Raw genomic sequence first — 23,938 nt, forward strand, 5'->3', positions numbered from 1 at the left:
GGCGAAGAGGTCGAGCATGTCGAAGTTCCAAGCCGCTACCCCGGAGCGTTTGCAGCAGCTCAGGCTCGAGGCGACAGCGCACTTTGCGCCGCTCATACTGCGCGAGGCGCTGGTGCGTCTCTGCCGAGCGTGTGGAAGCGAGAGCCTCGAACGGTTCGAGAAGACCATGGTTGACCAAATCGAGGCATCGCGTGACGAAAAGGCCGATTTCGACACAATGAAGGAATTTGCCATCGAACAGCTCTATGGCTGGATTCGAGAAGTCAGGTCTTCACCGGACATGACACAGCCGCTGGAGAATGTAGACACCCGAAGGACCCCTGGCCGCTCGGAAGAGCCGCAGACGCTGGAAGACCAGCTGCAGGCGGGTCTGGAGGATTCTTTCCCCGCAAGCGACCCGCCGGCTGTTGTTTCCACCGCGATCCCCGGCGGATCGAAGAAGCTGGTCGGAACCGACGAGGTCCTCAGGCAGCAGCGGGAGAAAAAGGCCGAGGAAGCCAGCCATTCGTGATAAACGGCTCTGCGGGGAAGCAGCCTGCCGGTTCACCCGCCGTCCGGCATGAAGGCCGTCCGGGCATGTGTGTCATGCGGCTCGCCTTCGACAAGAATCTTCGCTTCCAAAGCCGCGTCGATAAATGCTTCGCGGGCTTCCGCTGCCGTAATCTGGCCGATCTGGGCGCCATCCAATGCATCTCCCGCCATCAGCGACAACGGGGCATTGCGGGCAGGCCATTTCTCGCTTTTGAGGCAGTAAGAAGCCTCGAAAACGGAGCTGACCATTCGCGATCGTCCCGGCTTGCCGAAGTAGATGCAAACCGGAGCATCGAACTTTATCTCCAGCATGGCGGTCCTCCCGATTTAACCACCCTTGATATAAATTAGCCTCAGCAGGTCACATGGCCTGCTGGGCATTTTAGCCGACGTCGCGAACCGCAGTGGGATTGGTGCCTGCTGGTATTTCGGCGGCGACATCGTGCGCCAGAATGCCCGCCTTGCGGGCGAATGCTTCGAACGCCGCGCGCACGGTCTCGGCATCGACCTCGTCAGCCAGCCCGGCGCGACAGGCGTCGAACGCCGCCTTGTGCGCCGGGCCGCGACTCGGCCATTCGTTCAAGACGTCATAGGCCTGCCAGATATTTTCGACATGGCGAGGGAAACCAAGGCCGACGAGAATTGGAACGGGGCGGCCAAACGATTTTTTTGTCATCTGTGTCTCCGCGAAAGAGCCTGTCGCATCAACGCTGGGCGGACGCGAGGCCCATGCTCTTTAACGCGGGATTGCTGCACGGGTTGCAGCGGGTTTGTTCGATCGTGCGCCGGCCGATGCTGGCGTCATTTGTTGGTCCGCATCTTTTGCCGTGGATTGATACCGCCTTGAGGCGTGGTGTCGTTCTCGACATCGCCTTCGAACGTGTTGTCGCCCTGATCGAGCCGGTCGCCCTCCTTGATCGTGCCCTTGGAACTGCCGATGCCGGGATCGTTGGCAAGGTCGCTATCGGCCGGCGTTTTGCCTTTGGCGTGCTTGTTTCCTGTCATGGGTTCCTCCTGTTTTGAGGTGGCGGACTGTCCTTGAGGTGGCGGCCCAGGCTCGCTGCGAAAATCGCGTTTCGACACGGCGCCCCGGATTTTCGGACGGCCTGGATTCCAACTCCGCGATACCGGTGGTTGTTCCGTCAAAAATATCACCGCCGGCTGGGTTGCCCAGCCAAGCCGCTCCGGTTCCCGATCCGGGTGATTTTCGCCAGCCGGAACGATCTTTCGCCCAATGCATTTAACTGGTCTGCGCTCACGAACTCATTCTGGACGGGAGCTGGACCATTGCCACCTACAGCCTACGCCTTGGCGACTCGCGAAACCGAAGAAGTTTCCATCGTCGACCTCATACCCGCTTTGAGGGCTTTCGCCCGCACCTTCTGCCGCACTCCCGATGATGCCGACGACCTGGTCCAAGAGACGCTGACCAAGGGCTTGGCCAACATTGACAAGTTCGAAGCTGGAACGCGCATGAAGTCATGGCTCTTCACGATCATGCGCAACACCTACTACACGCGTGTCAGGGCCGCGGTGAGGGAAGCGCCCGGCCTGCTCGACTGCGCTTCGCTGCGGCCGATCTCGGAAGCGACGCAGGAATGGTCCGTACAGGGCAAGGAGGTCCACCAGGCCATCCAGAGTCTTCCTGAGCACCAGCGCGAGGTTCTGATGTTGATAGGCGTTCTGGGCATCAGCTATGAGGAAACGGCCGAAATATGCGGTTGCGCGGTGGGAACCGTGAAGAGCCGGCTCAACAGGGCACGCGCCGGCGTGCTGGAATACCTTGGCGAAAGTTCCTCGCAAACCCTGATGGAAAGGCGCAGCTATCTGTCCGAAGGACAACTGGACTTCGAAGCCGAGAGGCGCCGCTAATACACGTCACGTTAGTTGCTGGTCTCGCGCAAGCGCCTTTCGACAAGCGCATGCTGCAACTCGATCGCAAGTTTGGTCAGCCTGTCAGGAACCCTTTCCTGCTCGATGGCCGCAAGCAAGGAAGCGATTTCCCGATCTATCGTCAGATCGGCACGCCTGCTGCCGGAATCTTCCCTTGAGCGAGACATCGCGTTCTCTTGGCAAATGTTGGTTCCTTCACCTCACTCTGGTGGCAACAGTGCGAGTTTGCAAGAATTTGCAGGGCGTCCATGCGACCGGCATCGGTCCTTGCACAGCTTCGTCAGCGGTTGGGCTCTCGCCGCCTTTCAATTGCTCACCGGCTGCAAGCCACATGCTGCCGCAACGATCAGTCTTCAGGCCGCCGATCCGCTGAATGATCCTGGTACTGCTCGGACTTGACCCGATTGCCGTCGAGCCCACGCTCCTTGGTGTGCTGCTTCTTGTCTCTGTTGGACAGAACGGCGTTCTCTCCGATCTTGTCCTTGGGAAGATCGGTCATCGCGCCAGCGCCAGCGCCTTTGCCGTGACTGCCGCGACCGATGTGCTTCTTGCTGCCGGACGCCATCTTGTCCTCCTTCATACTGTCGAATAGCGGCTTTTCCCGTTCGGCATCCGAACCATCGTTGGGCCGCAATGTTCCGCCGGAAATCGTAAGCAGGAAGGCATCGCCGTCCCAGTGCCGGAACGGCTTTTCGCCGTCGACGAGGACTTGCATGCCATTTGCGTTGGCGAAGTTATGAACATCGGCGCGATCCAGCGCCGGCGATCCGCGATATGAATAATTCAAAAGCACGGCCATGCCCGGTCTCTTCAGCACGCGCGCGATTTCCACGAAATGTCGCTCCGCAAGGCCGGCCAGCACCAGATAGGGAAAGCTGTCGACGGCCAGCACGCGGTCGAAGCTGGCATCGCAAAAATCGGCAAGATCGAAACCGCTCGTAGGGCGGAATTCTACATTGCCGAGCCCGGCGCATCGCCGGCGGGCGATCGAGATCATCGCTGGGGATATATCGCTGCCGACGATCCGGTGCGACAGAGCGGATAGCGCCTGTTCGAACCGACCGATACCACATCCGATATCCAGTATGTCGCGGTCAGTGCCGGTAAAGCCTCGCCTCTCCAGCCATGCAACGATCTCAGCCGTAGCGGCAGAGAGCTTTTCCTCATTGCCCAGCGATGACAGCTGGACGCTCGCCGCCGGGGAGATCGCCGCCGCCGCGTCAAACCCGGCCGCCAGCCGCTTGACGACCGCATCGTCGGTCTCGTCCTCGCCACGCTCGTGCCGAACGGCACCACCTGTTTTGCGCAGCGTGGCGAAGATCTCGGGCCTGCGCCGAAGCAGGTCCGCAATCCGTTGCAGTTTTGCCGTGTTTCGCGGGTCAGCCGAGTGCGTGTTTTGCGCAATCTTCGCCAATTCTGCAGCATCGATTCCTGTCTCGAAACGGAGAGCCAGCCTTGCGATGACGGCTTCGACGCCGGCACCGTCTGCCATGCACTCCTCCAGCACCCGCCTTGCTGATGTCGACCGCCGAGATTCCGGCTGGGTCGCGCTCATCGCCCTTTGCTCCGCGTCCAGATCTTGCGCATCGTCCACCGGTCTACGGCGCCCCAGCTGTACTTGTAGGCCTCTTGTCCGCGCAGAAAATCGAACTCTTCCGCGCCTTCGCAGATCGCCTGCCTTATCGCTTGGCCGATGAGCAGCGCGCCGGGACTTTCCTCGGCATAGGCCGGATCGAAGCCACCGAGATAAGCGCAAGCGCGGCCACGATGATGGAACCCGTAATAGGCGCCCACGATCGCGTTACCGATCGTGATAAGCCAGCATCGGGCAAGCGCTTGGGCGGCCATTTGCGGCAGCGCCTGACGGTGGAATGCTTCCACGCGGGAATCGGACAGCACGCCGTCGCCGTGTCCGGCCCAGCGCGCGCGGTGAAGGCGGATCAGGTGGTCGAGGAATGTCTGCGGATCGGACAAAGCGGGTTCGATGGAGACACTGCCGCGTCTCGACGCGGCCCTGTGGGCGCGGCGCAATTGGCGCCTCCGCCGCGCCGGAACACAGCCTTGAAGCGTCTGGTCGCCGGCGAGGGCGAGCACCGGGCAAGCGGCGTGACCGACGGCTTGGCATGATTCGAGCGCGGCATGCCTGATGGCAAGGCCGGCGCCGCCGGGAGGCAGGTCCTGCAAGATCCACTGTGACCAGCCGACGGAAAGAACGGCGCCACCGATGACTGCGCCGACCGGTTCGGCGATCTCGGGAAGACAAAGGACATCCAGATAGTCGCTCAACGAAATGCCGAGCGGAAGCAATCGCGCGCCGGCGTCGTGGCGTTCCAGATAGAGTGGCGCCAGGCCGACCAGATCGTCGCCACGCCAGATGGCGACCGTCGCTAGCTCGCCGGGAGCAAATGTCCGCCACCATGGCAGCAACCATGCGGGAGACTGGAACGGCGTCGCCGAGGGACTGCGCGACCAGAGTTCCCACCAGTGCGGCTCGAGGGCTTCGAGGTCCGCCGGATCGTCGATGATCTCACTGCGGAGCATGTCGCGCTCACTTTGCCGTCGCGAGCTGCCCGCTGTCTGTGCCGAGCCGTGCCAGCGCCCGATAGGCGTCCATGTAGGAGGAAACCATGCGGTCGAGTGAAAAGCGCCGCCGCGCCTCGGCTCGGCAGGTCTCGGGGTCCAGGCTGGGTGCGGCAGCGATGGCTTCGGCCATCTCGTCGACATCCCCGACCAGATACCCGGTCTTGCCGTGCTCGACCACATCCGGCAGTGCGCCATTCGGGAAGGCCACCACGGGGGTGCCGCAGGCGAGCGCCTCCATGGCGACGAGCGAACTGGTTTCCGCGGCAAGGCTCGGAATGACTAGGCAGCGGGCTGTATTCAGCAGGCGCCGCTTGGCGACAAAGCCGAGCGGACCAAGGAAGCGGCGCCGGTCGTCCAGCCGGGGTTCGACCTCGCCGCGAAAATACGCTGTGTGCGTTTCATAGGGGTAGACCTTGCCACCGATGACCAGCGGCACGCTGGCCTTCTTGGCTGCGTCCAGCGCCAGATGGATGCCCTTTTCCGGGCAGACGCGGCTGAGCACGAGCGCAAAGTCGTGTTTGGCCTGCGGCTCGCTCAGCGCGTCGACGTCCACTCCGTTGGGAATCGGCCCAATCAGCCTGGCTCCCGGCGGCGCGGTTCTTTGCTGAGCCGCCGATACCGCATGCAGCCACAGATCCTCCCGCGCCGGATTGAGAGCGTCGGCCGGATACCAGTCGAGCGGCAAATGCAGGGTCACCAATGTCGGCCCGTCGCCCGGCAGATAGGCATCGAAATCGATACCGTGCAAATGGACCACGTCGATTGGCCAGCGAGCGCGTGCGGTAGCAATTGCGGCGCGATGAGCACGCTGTGCCCGGCGCTTCGCCGCTTCATCGAGCACGCCCGGTTCGGTCGGCGTCTCGATGAGGACACCCGCAGCGCTCGAGCCCTGGCAGCCGATCACGATCGAGCGGTGTCCGGCCTGTACGAGCGCCTGGTCGAGCATCGACAGCACCTGCTCGGCGCCGCCGACCGCATCCGGCCCGACCGGGGCGAGGGGATAGGCGACGTTGAGGACGGTGAGCGTCATGGCTGGAGAGCCGAAGCTCCTCACGCTGCGGAGGCGCGCAGCCTGCCGATCGAAGGAGCGGCGATGCTGCCGGCATAGCGGCGCGTCATTGCCGCGCAGAACTCGGCGAATTCCTCGGGCACCAGCGGCGGGCTGGCGTGGTGCGGCATCATTCCGCGGTGTTCCGGCGTGAAGCAGAAGGTGACCGTCACGTCGAAGTCGGCCAACGCCTCCATCTGCCGGTCAAACCAGTCAAGTGCGTTGGGCCTGAAGCTGTCGGCCCAGGAAAGCCCGGTGCGCAGATTGGTGACGCCGAGCCGTTTCATCCAGGCGACGGCGTCATCCAGCCGGTGATCTTCGAAATGGAACCACTGCACCAGTCCCATTGCCGGCGCGTGGTGCAGGAATTCCTCGAGCGCGGGCTTTGGCGTGCCGTCCTGGCGCAGCAGGCCCATGTAGAAATGGCGGTAGTAGGAAGAGCCTTCCGCCTCGCGATGGCGCGTCGTCGCTTCCCACTCGCGCGGCAGGTCGTAGAGGCTGTACCATTGGATGCGCGGTGCGTTGCCGATCAGCAATTCCGCGGTCCGGCGCAGGCCCCAGACCTGTACCTCCTCGGCGCCGAAGGTCGACACGCCGACCTCGCTGACCCATACCGGAAGATCGGTGACAGCCGAAATCTCCCCGATCTTCTGCGGCCATTCGTGGATCTGCCAGAGGTTCCAGTCGAGCGGGAAACCGTGCACGGCGACAGCATCGACATGATCGAGCACGTCGAACTCCTTCATCCGTGTCATGAAACCGGCATCGATCGGCGAGATGCCGCCAAGGACCTTGGTCAAGGCCGGATTCTCCGACGCGATCGCGTCGGCGGCCAGGATTGCCATGTTGGCGAAGCGGCTCCAGTCGGGGTCGAGCTCGGGATCCCAGTGGGATTTGTTGTTGGGCTCGTTCCAAATCATCGCGGCTTCAATCATTTATCGGTCCTTTCGACGGGTAGACGACGCCGCCACCGGCTGGCACGCCGGCGGTGCGGCAGAAATAGACCTCCTGCTCCGGTTGCAGGACGATCTCGAAGCCGGCGCTGCGCAGCATGGCTTCGGTGCAGGCGCGATTGGGAATCCACCAGTTGGTCGGGTCGTCGGCATAGCGATGCTCGATGAAATGCAGCTTTGGGAACTCCGGCCGGTCGAACAGGTCGTGGGTCCAGAAATGATAATTCTGCTCGAGCGCCGGCACGTTGGTGCTGCCGCGCTGCATCGACTGGAAGATCATCAGGTCCCGGGCGACGTGCTCACGGATCAGATCGAGTGCGAGCAAGGGATGGCGCAAATGGTAGAGCACGCCCATGAACAGCACGATGTCGAACCGCTCATGCAGGGCGCCAACGTCGTAGACCGAGAGCTGCCGGAATTCGATGTCGCAGTCTGCTACCTCAGCGGCAAAGCGCGCCTGCGCCAAGTAAGCCTCATCGAAATCGATGCCAAGCACGCGGCCGGCGCCGCGGCGTTTCATCTCGATCGAATAGAAACCCGCATTGCAGCCTATGTCGAGCACCGCCTTGCCGGAAAGATCGGCGGGAATCGCGTCGGCGAATTTGCGCCATTTGATCAGCGGATAGTTGCCAAGGAAATGGTCGGGAGCGGTTTCGATGCCGGCCAGTTCCATGTTGTGGAACCATGGGCCGAGCGCATCGATACGGCGGCGGATTTCGGCATCGGAATGCAGCATGGCTAGCCTCCTTCGCCTGCGAGGACAGGGACGTGCTGGTGGCCGGGCAGCGTAATGGCGACTTGGTCGTCCTTGGTACCGGCGGCGCTTTCAAGCAGGCGAAGTGCGGTGCGGTAGCCGTTGAAGGTGCCGACGTCGACATAGGCGGTGCCAGCCTTGATGCCATAGGCATCGCCTCCGGCGGCGAGATAGGCATTGACCAGCGTGCCGATATATTCGTCGCACCGGTCCCGTTCCCGCCACAGCGCGGCGAGCTGGTGAAGGGTGCGGCCGGGCATCTTGAACGCACCCCAGATCCAGTTCGATTGGGCATTCTGCTGCTTGACCTGGATTTGCTTCACCCGGTCCTCCTGGTCGACAACGACGGCATCGAAGAACTCCGGCTGGTCCACCGGAAACAGCAGGAAGGACAGGCCGTCGTCCGGGAGGGCCAGGAAGCCGTCTTCGGGAAACCAGATCGTATCGGGCAACCCGACCAGAACGGTCTCATCGGCTGTGACGAGCGGTGCGGCACGGAAGATGGCGTCGCAAAGGCCGACCGGAGAGGGCTGCACCACAAACAGCGCAGTCGCGTCGGCATAGCCGGCAGAATAATATTCGAGGATATCCGACTTACCCGAGCCGATGACGAAGCAGATCTTGTCGGCCCCCGCGCGCACCATGCGGCGCACCAGGTATTCGCTGACCGCGCAAGGCCGCTCGGTGTTGCCGTCGATGCGGCTGCCGACCGGCAGAAGCTCCTTCGAAAAGCCGAGCGGCTGGATGCGGCTTCCCCGTCCGGCTGCGGGCACGATGCCCAACATCAAACTGCCTCCTTCAACGGCTCGCCATGCGTGGAGCCGTGCAGTGCATCGGACAGGATGCGGTCGAATTCCTTCGCGCGCCGCGCCGAGGTGTGTTCGTCCAGCACCCGCTCGCGCGCTCGGCGACGGATAGCGTCAAGCTCGGCGTCGGACAGGTCGAGCGCCGCGACCACGTCGTCGGTGCTGTTCGCCACGACGATCTCTTCGCCGGGCCGGAAAAAGGCCTCCAGTCCCGGCCATGTGTCGCTCACCATCGCGGCACCGCAAGCGGCGGCTTCGAACAGCCGGCCGGAAGGACACCAGCCCCTTTCGGCCATCGCCTCGCGGGTCACGTTCAGGGTCAGCCGTGATGATGAAAAGAAGGCGGGGTGGTCGGCCGGCGGCAGATGCCGGACGAAGAAAATATTGTCGCTCCACGGGAATTCCTGCGGATATTGTGCGCCGCCAATGATGAAGCGGCGCTCCGGCAGGCGCGCAGCCGGACTGACCAGCAGCCTCTCGACCCCGGCCTGGCGGTCTGCCGCATAGGTCCCGAGATAGGAAAGATCGCCGGCAAACTCCGGCCTGGGCGGGGCGGGCCGGTGTCGCTCTGGATCGACATGGCCGTAGAGCGGCATGACGCGGCGCGCACCCAGCATCGACCTCAATGCGTCGATCGCGGTTCCTCCCGTGTAGCTCAGCACGAGATCGAAATCGCGAAGCCCTTCCGGCCCGAAATAGGCCGGAGGCTCACCTTGTTCGATCCGCGCCAGCGTCACCGGCGTATCCAGATCGTAGAACACCTTCAGCCCGCGACAGGCCTGGTGGGCAAGGCGCGACGCGCTCACGGCATCGGGGCAATAGGAGGTGACGATGACCACATCGGCCTCATTCATCGCCTGCTCGGCAACGCGCTGGATGTCCTCCCAATCCTGATAAAGGACGAGGTTGCCGCCATCCAACTGGTCGAGGTCGCGCGTCCCGGCATAATAAGGAGTGTTGCGTTCGAAGAAGGTGATAGACCAGCCCAGCCCGGCCATCGCCCGGATCAATCCGCGCCACAGCGTGGCGTGCCCATTGCCCCACGACGATGTCACGGTAAGACCGAAAATGACCATGCGCATCCGGCAATTCCTCGTCAGGCAGCTTCGTTGAGTCTGATCAGGTTCGACCCCCAGTCCCCCCAAACAACCGTGGTGATCGACGCTGGGTCGATATCGAAGCGAAAGCAGTTTCCCAGCGACAGGCCGAGCACCTTGCACACGGCGGCCTTGATGACGTCGGCATGGCTGACCAGCGCGACGCCCTGGTTCTGGTAGGTGCCGCGGACCTGCTCGATCAATGAGACGACGCGTTGCTGCACGTCCAGCATGGTCTCGCCGCTCGGTGTTCTCGCCTGCTGACGCCGGTCGTTCCACACCCGCCAGTCGGCATCCTGGTTCAGCTCTTCGAAGGTCTTTCCCGACCAGGTGCCGAAGTCGATCTCATCGAGTTCCTCGCGGATCACGATTTCACCGGCATTGCAGGCGAGCGCGATCGGATTGGCAGTCTCCTGCGTGCGTTCGCGCGGGCTGCAGAAGATTGCCGCTATCGCCTCGCGTGCCATGCGGTCTGCCAGATGCGAGGCCTGTGCCTTGCCGGCTTCGCCGAGGCAAACGCCGGCCATCCGTCCGGCAAGATAACAGCCGACATTGTCGTGCGCGGCGTGGCGCACCAGAAAGAACGTCGTCGTCATTCCGCGGCATCGAGCATCGGCTCGTCCTTGCCGGCGATGAAAGAGAGCGTGCGCTGGCGGGCTTCCGCGTCGGTGAACTGCTCGGGCGGCGATTTCATGAAATAGCTGCAGGGACCGGTCAGCGCGCCCGCGATACCGCGGTCGAGCGCCAGCTTGGCGCAACGCACCGCATCGATGACGACGCCGGCCGAATTGGGCGAATCCCACACTTCCAGCTTGAGCTCGGCATTCAGCGGCACACCGCCGAAGGTCGTGCCTTCGACCCGGATATAGGCCCACTTGCGATCGGTCAGCCACGGGACATGGTCGCTCGGCCCGACGTGAATGTTGCCGGGCTCCAGGGGAACATCGATCTGGCTGGTGACGGATTGCGTCTTTGAGATCTTCTTCGATTCCAGCCGCTCGCGTTCCAGCATGTTGAGGAAGTCGGTGTTGCCGCCGAAATTGAGCTGGTAGGTGCGATCGATGCGCACGCCGCGCTCGCGGAACAGGTTGGCGAGCAGCCGGTGGACGATCGTCGCACCGACCTGGCTCTTGATGTCGTCGCCGATCAGCGGCAGGCCGTGCTGCTCGAAGCGCCGGCGCCACTCCGGCCGCGAGGCGATGAAGACGGGTATGCAGTTGACGAAGGCGCAGCCGGCCTCGAGCGCGCACTCGGCATAAAAGCGCGTTGCCTCCTCCGAACCGACAGGCAGATAGGACACCAGGATTTCGGCGCCGCTTTCGGCGAGGATCTTGCCGACGTCAACGACCGGTTCGTCGGCCTCCTGGATCTCGTCGCGCAGATATTTGCCGATGCCGTCCAGTGTCGGCCCGCGTTCGACGCGAACGCCGGTAGCCGCCACATCGGCAAAGCGGAAAGTATTGTTCGGCGCGCTGTAGATCGCGTCTGCCACATCGCGTCCGACTTTGCCCTTGGCGACATCGAAAGCGCAGACCACCTCGATGTCTTTGACATGGTAGCCGCCAAGATCGGCATGCATCAGCCCGGGGATGGGCTCATTGCTCCTTGCGTCACGGTAATAGGTGATGCCCTGAATAAGGGAGGAGGCGCAGTTGCCCACGCCGACTATTCCGATCCGAACTTTCTTCGATCCCACGAAACCGCTGCCTATGCTGTTGAAGGTAAGTTCTTCGTGCCAAACCACCTGCCTCGCTGATTGTTCCTTGCCGGCTGCAAAAATCGTGCAACCGATGGTGGATCAAAGTAGCGCTCGCCGAGTTGTGCAGTGAGGCCAACCGGGACGGGACAATGATCGTCTATGGCGACCACAAGCGAATGCAGAGCGCGCAACATGTTCGCGGCTCGGCCTGCGAAGCGGCCGGGCACATTGCGGATATGCCAAGCGGGATCGGACGCCACGCAGCCCTGGTCGGCCTGTTCATCAAGGTCTCGGAATTGGTCCAGGGCCTTGCCGATGCTGAATTCGAGGCCAACGGCATGGACAGGAATTCCCGACAGCGGATCGCGGGCGCAAATCTCCTGGTCGGCTTGGCCCGGGACGTGGGCAGATCGTGGGCGGCCGGATTCGCCATCGACGGCCCGGTCGATGCCGACGTGCCGCGAATGCTGGCCGAACTCGATTGCGACGGCGAAATCCTCACCGGCACGGCTGAGGGATATGCTCACTATGCGCTCTATCCGGAAAGCTATTTCGTCGCCGCGCGGCAGTCGGGTCTCGATGCGAACACATGCGTAATCGGCATCCGCAGCATCGGCCTGGGGCTTGCAGCGATGGTGGCTGCAGCCATCGGCGCACCGGCACCCGTCGGTGTCCGTCCGATCGGTCACCCGTTCCGCAGGCGGCTTGCCGCCGATCCGGAACTGATCGGCGGCTGGAGGACAAGGCCATCGGCCCATTTCGCTGTCGTCGATGAGGGCCCGGGCCTGTCCGGCAGCTCGTTTCACGCAGTCGTCGCATGGCTGCAAGCGCTGGATATCGATGCCGGGCGCATCCATCTGTTCCCCAGCCATTCGGGTGGGCCGGGTCCCGAGGCATCGGCGGACAGTCGTGAGGCATGGACGGTTTGCCAAAAACACACCGCGGATTTCGAACGGACTTTCCCCGCTGCATCCGCTGTCCCGACGTTGCGGGATTGGGTGGCCAGGGCGATCGGCCGCACAGCGGCCAGCCTGACCGAAACATCCGCCGGAGAGTGGCGTCGCTTGCACTATGGCTCGCTGGATCATTGGCCACCTGTCCACCGCAGCTTCGAGCGGCGAAAGTTTCTTGCTTCTGCGGGCCGGGAAAAATGGTCGGTCAAATTCGTCGGCCTCGGTGAAATCGGAATGCACAAGGCCGAGACTGCCAGGAGGCTGAATGACGCAGGCTTTGGCCCGGACATCGCCGGGCTGTGCCATGGCTTTCTCGTTGAACGCTGGATCGACGGTACAACGCTGGAGCGGGCAAGGCATTCGAAAGAAAAGGTGGTCGTTCATCTCGCGCGCTATCTGTCCTGGCGCGCAGCCAATCTGCCCGCCTCCGAACCGGGCGCCTCGCTGGAGGCGCTTGCCGACATGGCCGTGCAGAATACAAGCGAGGCTTTGGGCGAAAGCCGCGCGGCGGAGCTGCGGAACTGGTTCTCGAAACAGGCTCCACCAAAGACCATGCAGCGGGTCGAAATCGACGGGCGGCTTCATCCGTGGGAGTTCATCCTTTCGCGCGGCGGAACGCTGATCAAGACGGACGCCCTCGACCATTGTCGGTCGCACGATCTGGTCGGCTGCCAGGACATCGCCTGGGACATTGCTGGCGCCCGTGTCGAGTACAGCCTCGCCGACGCGGCGACTGCGGCACTGTGCAAAGCTGTCGAGGCGACTACGTCTCGTCCCGTCGATGCCAATCTGGTCCACTACTACGAGCCCTGCTATCTCGCCTTCCAGCTTGGCTTGTGGAGCATGGCTGAGCGATCGGGCGATGATCGGGAACAGATCCGGCTGGCGGCCGCGGCAAGACGTTACGCTGCCGCGCTGCTTCGTTTCCTGGAAAGCCAAGGCGACCTGCCGCCGCTCGACCAGGATCAGTCCAGCCGGCGCAGCATATCCGCTTCCTTTTCGAGGATGGCCGCTACCTCCTCGCGCTGAAGATGCGTCATCATCAGGCTCACACAACATTCCAGATAGGTGATGGAGGCGCGCCGCAGGAAGGCAGCCGTCTCCTTTGCGGCCATTTGTTCGATGTCTTTGGCGGATCGCTTCGGATGCACAATCGTCTCCATGCCGGTACCTTGACAGAACCAGAAGCTGGACGGGTTGTTCCCGCGACGAGAAAAAGTGACCAAATCCGAGACGACGGCGCTTTCCGTCGTGACCAAGCAGCGGCCAGACGCTCCCCGCCTTCAGGCCGGCAGGTTTTGCAGCCGGCCTGATGCAGCACGCACGGTGGCGGCAATTCGACGTCTTCTGTCGATCATCTGCGCCGTCTCAAGCTCGGCAAAATAGCCGATTGTGCGCACCAAACCCTGCCTGAGCGGCACTTTTGGCGACCAGCCGAGAAGCTTCCTTGCGCGGGAAATGTCGGGTTGCCGACGACGAGGATCGTCTTGCGGCAGCGGCAGGAATTTCAAGCCCGATTTGGTTGCGGTCATGCCTCTCACCAGGCTCGCCAGTTGCAGGATGGTAAACTCCCCCGGATTGCCCAGATTGACGGGCTGGCGCGGATTGGGATCGACCTCCATCAACCGGATCAAGCCGTCGACCAGATCGGAAACGTAGCAGAACGACCTGGTCTGCAGCCCGTCGCCGAATATCGTCAGCGGCCGTCTCTCGAGTGCCTGCATGATCAGATTGGAAACGATCCGTCCGTCCGCAGGGTCCATCCTGGGACCATAAGTGTTGAAGATGCGCGCGACACGGATATCGGCTTTTCCCATTCTCAGATAGTCGAAGCACAAGGTTTCGGCGGTGCGCTTGCCTTCGTCATAGCAGGCGCGGGGGCCGATGCAATTTACGTGGCCGACATAGTCCTCATTTTGCGGATGCTGTTCTGGATCGCCATACACTTCGCTGGTGGACGCCTGCAGGAAGCGGGCACCATTGCGGGCGGCGAGCTCCAGCAGATTGAGCGTCCCGATGACGCAAGTCCGTGTCGTGTGGACCGGGTCGGCCTGATAGCGTGGTGGCGAGGCCGCGCACGCCATGTTGAAGATGCGGTCCACCGGTTCGCCAAGCTCCAACGGTCGGCAAATGTCTTGCTTGATCAGCCGAAAATCCGGACGATCGGCGATCGATGCTATGTTCTCCATGCGGCCGGTAAGGAAATTGTCGACGCAGATCACGCGCCAGCCGGCCTGGAGCATTGTCTCGCAAAGATGCGAACCGAGGAAACCTGCGCCGCCGGCGACAAGCACGGTCTTGGTCCGTTGCGCCTTTCTTGATAGCTGCATCTCTATCTTCTCCCGTCTGCGGGTCATGCTGCGCTCTCGACGTCCAGATCGAGAACAGAACATGGCGATTTGGCCTGCGCCAGCAGCGAAACGAATTCGCGGGCTCTTGCGATGCTTGTGTGAGCTGCGAGGATGAGCACGCGCGCCTGCCTGGCCATGGCAAGCCGGGCGCCGTCGGATTCCCCAGACAGGATACCGATTACGTCCTCGGTCCTGCGCGCCGTGTGGATCGTCCGCTCTGGAAACAGGCTGTCCAGTCCGGCCCAGCTATCGCTGATGATCGCCGTGCCGCAGGCGGCTGCCTCGAAGAGGCGTACGCTGGGCGACCATCCGGCCGCGATCATGGAACTGCGCGTGACGTTCAACGTGTAGCGTTGGCGGCTGTAAAAGGCGGCGTGATCTGCCGGCGGCAGGTGTTCGATGCGATCCACATTGTCCGGCCAGACGGTTTCGCGCGGATATTGCGAACCTGCCACGACGAAGCGGCGCTCCGGCATGCGACGCGCCGGTTCGAACAGCAGGGCCTCCAGGGTCGCCTGGCGGTCGGGGCTGTAGGTGCCGAGATAGCCGAGATCCCAGCGGATTGGATCACCGGTTCCGTGATGCCGTTCCGGGTCGACGGAGCAGTAGAGCGGCTCGGCCCGCCTCGCGCCGAATTCCGCCGTCAGACGGGCAAGCGTCGGCCCGCCGGTGAAGGAGAAATAGACGTCGAAATACGGGACCTGCCGCCTGGCAATGTACTCGCAATCATCGGTCGAAAGCTTTGCCAGCGTGATCGGCGTGTCGATGTCGTAGAAGCAGAACTGACCCGTGCACAGCGATGCCACGACGTCGATGATTTCAGGGCCTTCGGGAACGAAGGAGCCGACGACCACGATATCGGCATCGCGCAGGCAGCGCGCAAAATTGCGGCGAAGATCATCGGTCGTCTCATAGTAGCGCAAGGCGCAGAAATCGGGATCGCGCAGATCCCGGTGACTTGCGTACCACGGCACGTCGCGTTCGAGAAAAGTGACGCGGTGGCCGAGTTCGTGGAGACCTTTAAGCAGCCCCCGAAAGGTGGTGGCGTGGCCGTTTCCCCAGGATGAGGAGAGCGACAGGCCAAGAAAGACGATGTCGAGCGGCTTTGTCATTCGGCCGCCTCCACGGTCGGACGCTCGAAATGGCGCCTGAAGATGGCGTCGGCTAAAACGGCACGTGTCGTATAGGTATGTTCGCCAAGCACGCGCCGAAGCGCCGATGTCCCGATCGCCTTGGCCCGTTCGGCACTAACGCTTTGCATGATCTCGGCGACGTCCTCGCCATCGCGCGCGACCAGGATTTCCTCGCCGGGTTTCAGGAACAGGTCGACGCCGAGCCAGGCGTCGGTGATGAGGCATGCGCCGGCGCCCGCCGCCTCAAAAACGCGCGTCGCAGGTGAAAAGCCATTGGCCGCCATGCTGTCGCGGCTGATGTTCAGCACCGCCTTGGCCGTGACGTTCAATGCATTGTGGTCGCGCGTGCCGACATGGCCGAGCCATCGGACATTGGCGGGCATCTGCTTGTCGCCCCAGCCCGATCCGCCGAGCAGGAAGCGCTGATCGGCGGAGAGGCCGGCCGGGTCGAGGAAGAAGGCCTCGACGCGCGCCTCGCGGTCCGGCAGCCGGTTGCCGAGAAAGGCGAGATCGCAGGCAAAGCGCATGTCCTTGCCGACCGGATGATGCGTTTCCGGATCGAGCGCGTTGTAGATCGGCGCGCATTCGGCCGCCCCCATTGCCCGATAGGCCCAGACCACCGGGTCGCCGCCGCCATAGGTCAGCACGAGGTCGATTTCCTGCAGCGCGCGATGCAGCGGATGGTCGGGCTCGTCGCGCAACTGGCCAAGCGTCGCCGGCGCATCGACATCCCAGAATACGGTGAGCGCATCGGCACGGGCGTGATCGAGCACCGCCCGCAACAGCGCGTCGTCGGCGAAACCGACGCCGCTCGCCTTGACGACGATATCTGCCTCCGCCGCCCGCGCCGCCACCTGCATCAGCGCCTGTGGGGTCGCCTCATAGACGACGACGGCACACCAGTCCGGCGCCTCGATGTCGCGGTTCTTCTGGCGATCGTAGACATCGGGCTCATAGAAGGTGATGTCATAGCCGAGCCTGGCCAGAGCCTTGAGAAGCCCGCGGTAATAGGTGGCCGCGCCGTTCCAGTAGGACGACAGCAGGCTTGACCCGTAAAATGCAATCTTCATTCGGCGGCCTCCGTTGCAAGGATCGTGTCGGCGGCTTGGCGGCGCCCGCATTCGGCGAGCACGCCGAACAATTGATCCGCCCGGTGCCGGCATGTGTGCCGCAAGCGGATGGTCTCGAGGCCCGATGTCGCCAGAGAAGCGGCGAGATCCGCGTCGTGCAGCACGGCGCGAAGATGACGCCGCATCTCGGAACCGTTGTTTGCAAACAGAAAATCTACGCCGGGCCTGAACAGGCGTTCGACATCGGACCACGGCGCCGAAACCAGCGGGATGCCGCAGGCGAGCGCCTCGAACATACGGATGGTCGGGATGCCTGGCAGGCTTTCGCGGTATGGACGCCTGGGGATGTGCACTGTGATGCGGTTTGCTGCAAACGCCTTCGGCACGTCGGCGTTGGCGATCCAACCTTCGTAGTGCAGGCCGGCGGCCGCAAGGTCGGCGAGCGCTTGCCGTGGATAGCGAACGCCGTGGACAGTGCCGCTCAATCCGAGCTCACGCACCGGCTCGACCAGGAATTCCCTGATTTCGGCGCTGCGCTCGTCGTCGCCCCAATTGCCGATCCAGATCAGGTCGGCGCTGCGCTCGATTTCAGGATGGGGCTGGAACAGATGGTTATCGGCTGCCTCGTGCCAGGTAAAGACCCGCTTGCCCCATCCGGCGCGAAGATAGCTTTCCCGCAGCGCCTCGCCGAAGGCGAGCACGCCGTCGTAATGTTCAAGCTGCAAGGCAGAAATCGCTTGCGTGGCCGAGATGGCGCGATGGTGCGTGTCGTGGAACAGCAGCGTGAAACGGCCGCCAGTTGCTTTCGCCTTGCCCAGCCGCGCAACAAGGTCCGGCTCGGTCCACTCATGCACGATCACCACATCGGCATCGGATATCCAGGCTTCGTGGTCGAAAGCGGCATCGTAGGTCACCGGCATCAACTCGGGGAAATCCTTCCGGAATCGCTCGATCGCGAAGGACCCTTTCTCGGCTACCAGGTTCGACCGGCTCCAACCGTCGGCGGGTTCCAGCGCGATCGCCTGGTGCCCGCGCGCGACCAGCTCGCGCATGATGCCGCGCAGGAAATGTGCGTTGCCGTGGTTCCAGTCGGAAACGATCGAATGGGTGTAGAATAAAAATCGCATAATCAGTTATCCGCCATGGTGGCCAGGGCCGCCTTGTCGTAGACGCCGCGCATGGCGGTCGCCTGCCTTGCCAGTGAAAATCTGCGGCTTCGGCGCGCCGCCGCCTCACCGAGCTCTCGCCGGCGCTGCGCGTCAATGCAAAGGCCATTGATGCAGCTGGCGAGATCACTCGGATCGCGCACGTCGTAGAACAGGGCCGCGCCGTCCCACAGTTCCCGGTAGGTCGAGATATCGGCAAGCACCAAGGGCGTTGCCGACATTGCGGCTTCCAGCGTGGCCAGACCGAACGGTTCGTAGAGCGACGGCGATACGAAAATGCCGGCCCGGGCCATCAGCAAGCGCACTTCCTCATGTGGCACCGGTCCGACGGGAACGGCGTGACTGAAGCCAACATGCTGGCCGTCCGGGCCTTTCAAGGAGCCGGCGACGAAGACCGGCCATTGCGTCAGGGAGGCGGCCTGGTCCAGCACCGCCGCATTCTTTCCTTCGTCCCACCAGCGCGCGGCGGCGAAAACGACCGATTCCCGTCTTTCGCTCTTCGCGCCGGGCCGCGCCCCGTTGCCGACGACGCTCAGGCGGGCGATCGGCCCGTAGCAGGTTTCGAGCATGTCGGCATGGCTGCGGCTGGGTGCAACGACCATGCCTGCTTTGTCGAAACCGCGCCGGTTGCGGTCCTTCTGCCAGGCCCATTCGCCGTCCGCCGCCTGTCCCTTGACGGCGTGGAACCATGTCACCACGCAGGAATGCGAGACCGCTATCACCGGGCAAGGCACATCGAGCCCCGCGGCCTGCGTCGGCGCGTTGAGATGGACGATTTCGACGGCGTAGTCACGTATGAGCGGGTGCAGCTCCTGCTGCAATGTGTCGAGGTCGTGCTCGTTGCGGGTCATCCAGTCGGGCGGCGTGTTGAGCCATGTCAGCGCCGCGAATGACTGGGCCTCCTCGGCCTGCTGCCTGGACGGTTCCGGACCAACCCCGGCAAGCACGACGCTGTCGCCGCCGGCGACCAGTTGCCTGGCCAGATCGAGCGCATAGCGCCAGACGCCACCGACGGCATCGACGGTCATCAGTATGCGACGCGGCGGGCTCAGCGTCCGCAACATGTGGCCTCCAATTCAGCCAGCGGACGCGGCCGCTTCTCCTGGATGTCGCTGAACGTTCGGAAGGATGCGAGGTAATGTTCATGCGCGCGCTCCCAGGCGAGATCGTCCGGCTCGCCCCAAAGTTCGCGGTAGCTCGGCGAACTCGGATAAGGATAGAGCGGCACCGGTTCGTTGGCCCAAACGCCGTTGTCGATCAGGTGCTTCCGCCAATAATCGACGAGCGCGGGATCGTCCTCGACCACGCCGATCAGATTGGCCTGCACGAACGGCACGTGGCGCCTTGCGTCGACCAGCAACGCGGCCAGCTCCTCGGTGCCCAAACGGCAGCGTTTTGCCAGCATGGCGCGGCCTTCCACAGTCAGGCTTTCGAGCCCCGCCTCTATGGAGACGCAGCCGGCGGCGCCGAGCATTCTCAGCAGTTCCGGTTTCCAGAGGTCGATACGGGTCTGCACGCCGAACTTCACATCGCGATCGACCAGCGCCTCCAGCAAAGCCTTTTGCGGCAGGAAGATCTCGTCGATGAAGTAGATGTAGCCGACGCCCTGTGCGATCAGCCGGTCGATCTCGGCGATCACTGCTTCGTGGTTCCGGCGGCGATAGGCATCGCGGAAATCGATCTTGGCGCAGAAGCTGCAATTGTACGGGCAGCCGCGTGACGCTTCGACCTCCGCTCCGAAACCGACCTGATCATCATCGAAGCGATGATGGTGGTGCGAATGGGCGGCAATCCAGTCCGATGGCCATTCGAGCGCTGGGTGATCGATGAACGAGCTCGCATGGACGCCGCCGTTCGAGACCAGTTCTCCATCCTCGAAGTGGGCGGTAGACGGCACCGCGCTCCAGTCGTCGCGCCGGGCAAGTTCCGCGACCACTTCCTCGCATTCGCCGCGCACGACGATGTCGACGCCAAGCTTGCGCAAAGTCGGCGTCGGCGTCGCCGAGCCATGCGGCCCGACGGCGACGGTGCGACCGCCGCGCCCGGCAAGATGGTTGAGAAAATCGGCCGGCACGCGCAACTCGGGCGGTGCGCAGCGCCAGAACAGGTAGGTCGGCGCGGTGCTGACGACGGTCATGTCAGGCTCGAATGCGGCGGCGCGATCGGCGAGCGCGGCGTTGTCGAGCTTCTGGATCTGCCCGTCCAGCATCAGCACCTCGTGGCCGGCTGCTTCGAGCAGCGCTTTCGAATAGCCGAGTTCGAGCGGCAGATGCGGCTGGCGGCAGCCGAAATAGATGCTGTCCTGGTAGGTCCAGGACGGATTGACCAGAGCGACCCTCATGCCACGTACCTCGCCGGTTCGGGATGCGGGTCGAGGCGATGACGCTGCAGCCAGTCGGCGAGGTCGCGGATGCCGTTTTGCCACGGGACGTGCGCTTTCCATCCCAGCGCCGCCTCGATCGCGCGTGTGTCGGCGACGAAGAACGGTTGGTCGCCGGTGCGTTCGCGGTCGTAACGAATCGGAACGTCCCGTTTCGTTATGTCGCGAATCTCCTTCAGCAGCATGCGCAGGCTGACGGCGTTGTCCGGTCCGCCGCCGAGATTGAATGGCTGGCCCTTGACCGCCTCGATGCGGTCGAGCACGGCGCGGTAAGCCGCGACCGCGTCGGCAACGTGGAGGATGTCGCGCACCTGCTTGCCATCGCCATAGATGGTGATCGGCCGGTCGGAGAAGGCACTAAGCAGGAAATGGGCGACCCAGCCCTGATCCTCCGTCCCGAACTGGCGCGGTCCATAGATGCAGCTCATGCGCAGCACCGCCGTCGGCAGATCGTATGACTTGGCGTAATCGAGGACATACTGGTCCGCCGCGCCCTTGGAGCAGCCATAGGGCGTGCAGAAATCGAGGCCGCGCGTCTCGTCGATGCCGTGCGCATGGACGCCCGCGTCGCGAGGCGCGTATCTGCCGCCTTCTTCGCGCATGGCGAGATCGGCGAGGCGGCCATAGACCTTGTTGGTGCTGGCGAAAACGACGGGGATGCGCTTGCCGCTGCGGCGAGCGGCCTCCAGGACGTTGAACGTCCCGCGCAGGTTGATGTCGAAATCCTCGTCCGGCCGAACCAGGCTCGTGGTGACGGCGGTCTGCGCGGCAAAGTGGAAAACCGCCTTCGAACGCGCCACCAGCGGCATCAGCGCCTCGGCGTCACGGACATCGGCGATTTCGACGGCGAGGCGGTTGCCGTGCTTTTGCGTCAGCCATTCCAGGTTCTGTTCGACGCCGGGACGGCTCAGATTGTCGATGACCAGCACCGGCTCGCCGTCCGACAACAGGCTGTCGGCGAGGTTCGAGCCGATGAAGCCGCTGCCGCCGATAATGGCGACGGGCGCTTCGCGAAAATTGCGTGAATCCGGTCTCATGATACCAGCCCTCGCGCTTCGAGTTCCCGCTTCATCTCGGCGCTGCGATCGATGGCGACCGTGTTACGCACCCAGGCGACGAAATCGCCGAGCGAATGCTCCAGCCTGTACTGCGGCTGGAAGCCGAGCAGTTCGCGCGCCTTCGAGATGTCGGCAAAGCAGTTGCGGATATCGCCGGAGCGTGCCTTGCCGAGGATTTCCGGCTGGCGGCCAGGCACGCCCATTGCTTCGGCGAGCAGCCGGGCGACCTCGCTGACCGCGTAGGCTCGCCCGCTGCCGATGTTGATCACGTGGCCGCGCGCCTGGGGCTGTTCCAGCGCCAGCCGGAAGGCGAGGGCGACATCGCGTACATGAACGAAGTCGCGCTGCTGTTCGCCGTCTTCGAAAATCAGCGGCCGCTGGCCATTGGCGATGCGCGAGGCGAAGTTCGCCAACACGCCGGTATACGGGTTGGAGAGTGCCTGTCCGGCACCGAAGACATTGAACAGGCGCAGCGCCACCGCATCGACGCCATAGGCTTCGCCGAAGATCAGCACGGCGCGTTCCTGGGCGTATTTCGTCAATGCGTAGATCGAGGCGAGGTCGACCGGTTTCTGCTCGTCGGTCGGCAGCGGCGACAGGACTTCTCCTTCCGGCGACAGGGGATTCCATTGGCCGCTGCGGATGTCGTCCGGCTGCCGTCTTGCATTGTCGATGCGCCGGCCGTCCGGCGTGGCATAGAGACCCTCGCCATAGACGCTCATCGACGAAGCAACGACGATCCGTTCGATCGGCCGTTTGATCAGTGCCTCCAGCAACGTGGCGGTGCCGAGGTCGTTGGCGCCGACATAGCGGGCGATCTCGTACATGGACTGGCCGACGCCCACTTCAGCCGCCAGGTGAATGATCGCGTCGACATCGTCGACCGCCTCTGCGATGGCGTCGCGATCACGAACGTCGCCCTTGATCAGCTTGGCGCCTGGCGGCAGGCTGATTGCCTCGCCGCCATGCACCTGCTCCAGCAGCGCATCGAGAATTGAAACCCCATAGCCATGTTCAACGAGTTCCTGGGCGACGTGGCGGCCGATAAAACCGCAGCCTCCCGTGACCAGTATACGTTTCACGACAACTCCTCATACGAATGGCTTTGCCGCCCCAAACTTCCGGGCGAAAGGTTTGTTCCCTTGCTTCAACAAAGTTCAGGAGGCTCGCCGGGGTAGGTTCAACCAGGCGTGGGAACATCGAAGGCTGCTTGGTGTTAGGAGCCATGTTCGACCAACCGCGCGCACATGCCGGGCAGCGATGCATCTGCTGGTTGTGTGGAGGCAGACCGGCAACGCGGGGTCTCGCGGTCTGCGGTGGAATCGAAGGGAGATTGCGATGTCTGAATCGAAGACGACCACCGATCACGACGAAATCCGCCGTTGGGCCGAGGATCGCGACGGGCGGCCGGCGGTGGTGCGCACCAAGGGCGAGGGCGGCATACTGCGCATCGACTTCGGCGAGCCTGAAGAGACGTTTGAGCCTGTCGAATGGGACGAGTTCTTCAGGATCTTCGATGAGAACGAACTGGCCTTCCTCTACCAGGATGAGACCAGCGGCGGAAAGACCAGCCGCTTCAACAAGTTCGTCGAGCGCAGCCGGAAAGGCTAACATCGTCTAGTTGCCGGCAACGGCCGCGGTCAGTGCAACAAGTTTGCTCCGCGTGCCCTGACGATGTTTCGCATGATGCCGTTCAGCCAGTCCTCCGTGGAGGAGCCGGATCGTCTCTTGTCTATCTCGCCGATGGCCTGTTCGAGCGTTCGCTCGACCAGCCGGTCGGAGGCCTCCACGTCTCCCAGCAGCAGGCGTGCAGCGAGCCTGAGCTTGGGCAGCAGTGAAAATACGTCGTCCGAGGGCTCCGACGCTCGACCTCCTTTCGATGCAGGCGTCTCGGCTGGGAAGAGAGCATCGAAAACAGCCTGGCCGTCCGAGGATTTTCTGAGGCTGCTGGCATACCGAAGGCGCTCAGGAATAACGATGTCTTCGTCGCCGCTGAAAAACACGAACGGCACGCCGCGGCGCATCAGTTCGTCCGCGATCGGGAATACCCGTCTTCCGTTGAGATTGACGTCCAGGATTGCGGCTTCCGCCTCATCGGTATGCTTCGACGCCTGTTCGACTGTCGCCACGGGGCCAAGCACGACGGCGCCCATCTTGCTGAAATAACGTGCAAGATCGCCCGCCAGCATCCATTCGTCCTCGACGATCAGGATATGCAAGCCTTGCAGGTCGCGCACCTCATTGTTCCTTCTTTCTGCGGGAGTCACGGCTGTCGGCGCGGACTTGTACAAAATGACGGGACAAAGCCTCTTGCAACCGTTCCGCGCGCGCGAGCAGACGAGGCGGGATTTCTTCGGATAGCGGGACCTTGGCCAGATCCGGCGAACGTAACGAGATTTGTTTTGCCGGCTTTATCTCAGGTGGTCGTTTTGCCATTGGAACCGCCTCGAAAACCGGATGTTA

General features: G+C 63.2%; 28 protein-coding genes and 1 pseudogene. 5 read left to right on the plus strand and 24 right to left on the minus strand.

Annotated elements, in window-relative coordinates:
• Positions 1-16: 16 nt before the first annotated feature.
• Positions 17-511, plus strand: coding sequence for a hypothetical protein (locus NKJ91_RS23175; protein WP_023676147.1), 495 nt, complete (start codon positions 17-19; stop codon positions 509-511).
• Between the two features lie 32 nt (positions 512-543).
• On the opposite strand, the gene NKJ91_RS23180 is transcribed toward NKJ91_RS23175, so the two are convergent.
• The 3 genes from NKJ91_RS23180 to NKJ91_RS23190 all read right to left on the minus strand — a co-directional run bounded on the left by NKJ91_RS23180 (position 544) and on the right by NKJ91_RS23190 (position 1,536).
• A complete protein-coding gene (locus tag NKJ91_RS23180; protein ID WP_023676146.1) occupies positions 544-843 on the minus strand; it encodes a DUF982 domain-containing protein in 300 nt (99 codons plus the stop codon).
• A 70-nt stretch (positions 844-913) separates the two neighbouring features.
• Positions 914-1,207 carry a DUF982 domain-containing protein gene (locus NKJ91_RS23185; RefSeq protein WP_023676145.1) on the minus strand — a complete coding sequence of 98 codons (294 nt, stop codon included), beginning with the start codon at positions 1,205-1,207 and terminating at the stop codon, positions 914-916.
• Positions 1,208-1,332: 125 nt separating this feature from the next.
• Positions 1,333-1,536, minus strand: a complete 204-nt coding sequence (locus tag NKJ91_RS23190) for a hypothetical protein (protein WP_023676144.1) — start codon at positions 1,534-1,536, stop codon at positions 1,333-1,335.
• A gap of 303 nt (positions 1,537-1,839) precedes the next feature.
• On the opposite strand from NKJ91_RS23190, the gene NKJ91_RS23195 reads away from it, so the two are divergent.
• Positions 1,840-2,403: a sigma-70 family RNA polymerase sigma factor gene (locus NKJ91_RS23195; RefSeq protein WP_023676143.1), complete on the plus strand. Its 564-nt coding sequence runs from the start codon at positions 1,840-1,842 to the stop codon at positions 2,401-2,403.
• A gap of 50 nt (positions 2,404-2,453) precedes the next feature.
• Complete coding sequence (locus tag NKJ91_RS23200; RefSeq protein WP_352457416.1) at positions 2,454-2,582, plus strand: hypothetical protein; 129 nt, start codon at positions 2,454-2,456, stop codon at positions 2,580-2,582.
• Positions 2,583-2,770: 188 nt separating this feature from the next.
• On the opposite strand, the gene NKJ91_RS23205 is transcribed toward NKJ91_RS23200, so the two are convergent.
• The 10 genes and pseudogenes from NKJ91_RS23205 to NKJ91_RS23250 form a co-directional block, all read right to left on the minus strand.
• A complete protein-coding gene (locus NKJ91_RS23205) occupies positions 2,771-2,989 on the minus strand; it encodes a hypothetical protein (RefSeq protein ID WP_023676213.1) in 219 nt (72 codons plus the stop codon).
• 192 nt (positions 2,990-3,181) lie between these two features.
• Positions 3,182-3,979: pseudogene (locus NKJ91_RS23210) on the minus strand (class I SAM-dependent methyltransferase); the annotation flags it as partial.
• Positions 3,976-4,965, minus strand: coding sequence for a GNAT family N-acetyltransferase (locus NKJ91_RS23215; RefSeq protein WP_352457417.1), 990 nt, complete (start codon positions 4,963-4,965; stop codon positions 3,976-3,978). The gene NKJ91_RS23215 and the pseudogene NKJ91_RS23210, both read right to left, overlap by 4 nt.
• Positions 4,966-4,972: 7 nt before the next feature.
• Complete coding sequence (locus tag NKJ91_RS23220) at positions 4,973-6,037, minus strand: glycosyltransferase family 4 protein (RefSeq protein ID WP_352457418.1); 1,065 nt, start codon at positions 6,035-6,037, stop codon at positions 4,973-4,975.
• A gap of 20 nt (positions 6,038-6,057) precedes the next feature.
• Positions 6,058-6,990, minus strand: a complete 933-nt coding sequence (locus NKJ91_RS23225) for a glycoside hydrolase 5 family protein (RefSeq protein ID WP_352457419.1) — start codon at positions 6,988-6,990, stop codon at positions 6,058-6,060.
• The gene (locus NKJ91_RS23230) at positions 6,983-7,744 is read right to left on the minus strand and encodes a TIGR04290 family methyltransferase (protein WP_352457420.1); all 762 of its coding nucleotides are present in this window, start codon (positions 7,742-7,744) and stop codon (positions 6,983-6,985) included. Before NKJ91_RS23230 ends, NKJ91_RS23225 begins: the two co-directional genes overlap by 8 nt.
• Positions 7,745-7,746: 2 nt before the next feature.
• Positions 7,747-8,547 (minus strand): nucleotidyltransferase family protein, encoded by an 801-nt coding sequence (locus NKJ91_RS23235; protein ID WP_352457421.1) that lies wholly within the window; start codon positions 8,545-8,547, stop codon positions 7,747-7,749.
• Complete coding sequence (locus NKJ91_RS23240; RefSeq protein WP_352457422.1) at positions 8,547-9,650, minus strand: CgeB family protein; 1,104 nt, start codon at positions 9,648-9,650, stop codon at positions 8,547-8,549. Before NKJ91_RS23240 ends, NKJ91_RS23235 begins: the two co-directional genes overlap by 1 nt.
• A gap of 14 nt (positions 9,651-9,664) precedes the next feature.
• Positions 9,665-10,261: a histidine phosphatase family protein gene (locus NKJ91_RS23245; protein WP_352457423.1), complete on the minus strand. Its 597-nt coding sequence runs from the start codon at positions 10,259-10,261 to the stop codon at positions 9,665-9,667.
• Positions 10,258-11,361, minus strand: coding sequence for an inositol-3-phosphate synthase (locus tag NKJ91_RS23250; protein ID WP_352457424.1), 1,104 nt, complete (start codon positions 11,359-11,361; stop codon positions 10,258-10,260). Before NKJ91_RS23250 ends, NKJ91_RS23245 begins: the two co-directional genes overlap by 4 nt.
• A gap of 152 nt (positions 11,362-11,513) precedes the next feature.
• On the opposite strand from NKJ91_RS23250, the gene NKJ91_RS23255 reads away from it, so the two are divergent.
• A complete protein-coding gene (locus tag NKJ91_RS23255; protein ID WP_352457425.1) occupies positions 11,514-13,346 on the plus strand; it encodes a hypothetical protein in 1,833 nt (610 codons plus the stop codon).
• Here the strand turns inward: NKJ91_RS23255 and NKJ91_RS23260 are convergent.
• From NKJ91_RS23260 to NKJ91_RS23300, 9 genes are read right to left on the minus strand one after another with little or no spacing between them, the layout of a single operon-like run.
• Positions 13,283-13,576 carry a hypothetical protein gene (locus NKJ91_RS23260; protein ID WP_031211608.1) on the minus strand — a complete coding sequence of 98 codons (294 nt, stop codon included), beginning with the start codon at positions 13,574-13,576 and terminating at the stop codon, positions 13,283-13,285. The genes NKJ91_RS23255 and NKJ91_RS23260 overlap by 64 nt on opposite strands.
• A gap of 24 nt (positions 13,577-13,600) precedes the next feature.
• Positions 13,601-14,647 (minus strand): UDP-glucuronic acid decarboxylase family protein, encoded by a 1,047-nt coding sequence (locus tag NKJ91_RS23265; protein ID WP_352457426.1) that lies wholly within the window; start codon positions 14,645-14,647, stop codon positions 13,601-13,603.
• Positions 14,648-14,670: 23 nt separating this feature from the next.
• Positions 14,671-15,780 carry a CgeB family protein gene (locus NKJ91_RS23270; RefSeq protein ID WP_352457427.1) on the minus strand — a complete coding sequence of 370 codons (1,110 nt, stop codon included), beginning with the start codon at positions 15,778-15,780 and terminating at the stop codon, positions 14,671-14,673.
• Positions 15,777-16,871: a CgeB family protein gene (locus NKJ91_RS23275; protein WP_352457428.1), complete on the minus strand. Its 1,095-nt coding sequence runs from the start codon at positions 16,869-16,871 to the stop codon at positions 15,777-15,779. Before NKJ91_RS23275 ends, NKJ91_RS23270 begins: the two co-directional genes overlap by 4 nt.
• Complete coding sequence (locus NKJ91_RS23280; RefSeq protein WP_352457429.1) at positions 16,868-17,998, minus strand: CgeB family protein; 1,131 nt, start codon at positions 17,996-17,998, stop codon at positions 16,868-16,870. The genes NKJ91_RS23275 and NKJ91_RS23280 overlap by 4 nt, the downstream gene beginning before the upstream one ends.
• 2 nt (positions 17,999-18,000) lie before the next feature.
• On the minus strand, positions 18,001-19,101 hold the full coding sequence (locus NKJ91_RS23285) for a glycosyltransferase family 4 protein (RefSeq protein WP_352457430.1): 1,101 nt from the start codon (positions 19,099-19,101) through the stop codon (positions 18,001-18,003).
• Positions 19,086-20,378: a TIGR04295 family B12-binding domain-containing radical SAM protein gene (locus tag NKJ91_RS23290; RefSeq protein ID WP_352457431.1), complete on the minus strand. Its 1,293-nt coding sequence runs from the start codon at positions 20,376-20,378 to the stop codon at positions 19,086-19,088. The genes NKJ91_RS23285 and NKJ91_RS23290 overlap by 16 nt, the downstream gene beginning before the upstream one ends.
• The gene (locus NKJ91_RS23295; RefSeq protein ID WP_352457432.1) at positions 20,375-21,454 is read right to left on the minus strand and encodes an NAD-dependent epimerase/dehydratase family protein; all 1,080 of its coding nucleotides are present in this window, start codon (positions 21,452-21,454) and stop codon (positions 20,375-20,377) included. Before NKJ91_RS23295 ends, NKJ91_RS23290 begins: the two co-directional genes overlap by 4 nt.
• A complete protein-coding gene (locus NKJ91_RS23300; protein WP_352457433.1) occupies positions 21,451-22,557 on the minus strand; it encodes an NAD-dependent epimerase/dehydratase family protein in 1,107 nt (368 codons plus the stop codon). Before NKJ91_RS23300 ends, NKJ91_RS23295 begins: the two co-directional genes overlap by 4 nt.
• A 256-nt stretch (positions 22,558-22,813) precedes the next feature.
• On the opposite strand from NKJ91_RS23300, the gene NKJ91_RS23305 reads away from it, so the two are divergent.
• A complete protein-coding gene (locus NKJ91_RS23305; RefSeq protein ID WP_023676123.1) occupies positions 22,814-23,086 on the plus strand; it encodes a hypothetical protein in 273 nt (90 codons plus the stop codon).
• Positions 23,087-23,115: 29 nt separating this feature from the next.
• Here the strand turns inward: NKJ91_RS23305 and NKJ91_RS23310 are convergent, their stop codons facing one another.
• Both NKJ91_RS23310 and NKJ91_RS23315 read right to left on the minus strand, forming a co-directional pair.
• Complete coding sequence (locus NKJ91_RS23310) at positions 23,116-23,712, minus strand: response regulator (protein ID WP_352457434.1); 597 nt, start codon at positions 23,710-23,712, stop codon at positions 23,116-23,118.
• Position 23,713: 1 nt separating this feature from the next.
• Positions 23,714-23,911, minus strand: a complete 198-nt coding sequence (locus tag NKJ91_RS23315) for a hypothetical protein (RefSeq protein WP_352457435.1) — start codon at positions 23,909-23,911, stop codon at positions 23,714-23,716.
• Between the last annotated feature and the right edge of the window lie 27 nt (positions 23,912-23,938).

Source organism: Mesorhizobium sp. M0040 (assembly GCF_040323505.1).
Taxonomy (GTDB): Bacteria; Pseudomonadota; Alphaproteobacteria; order Rhizobiales; family Rhizobiaceae; genus Mesorhizobium.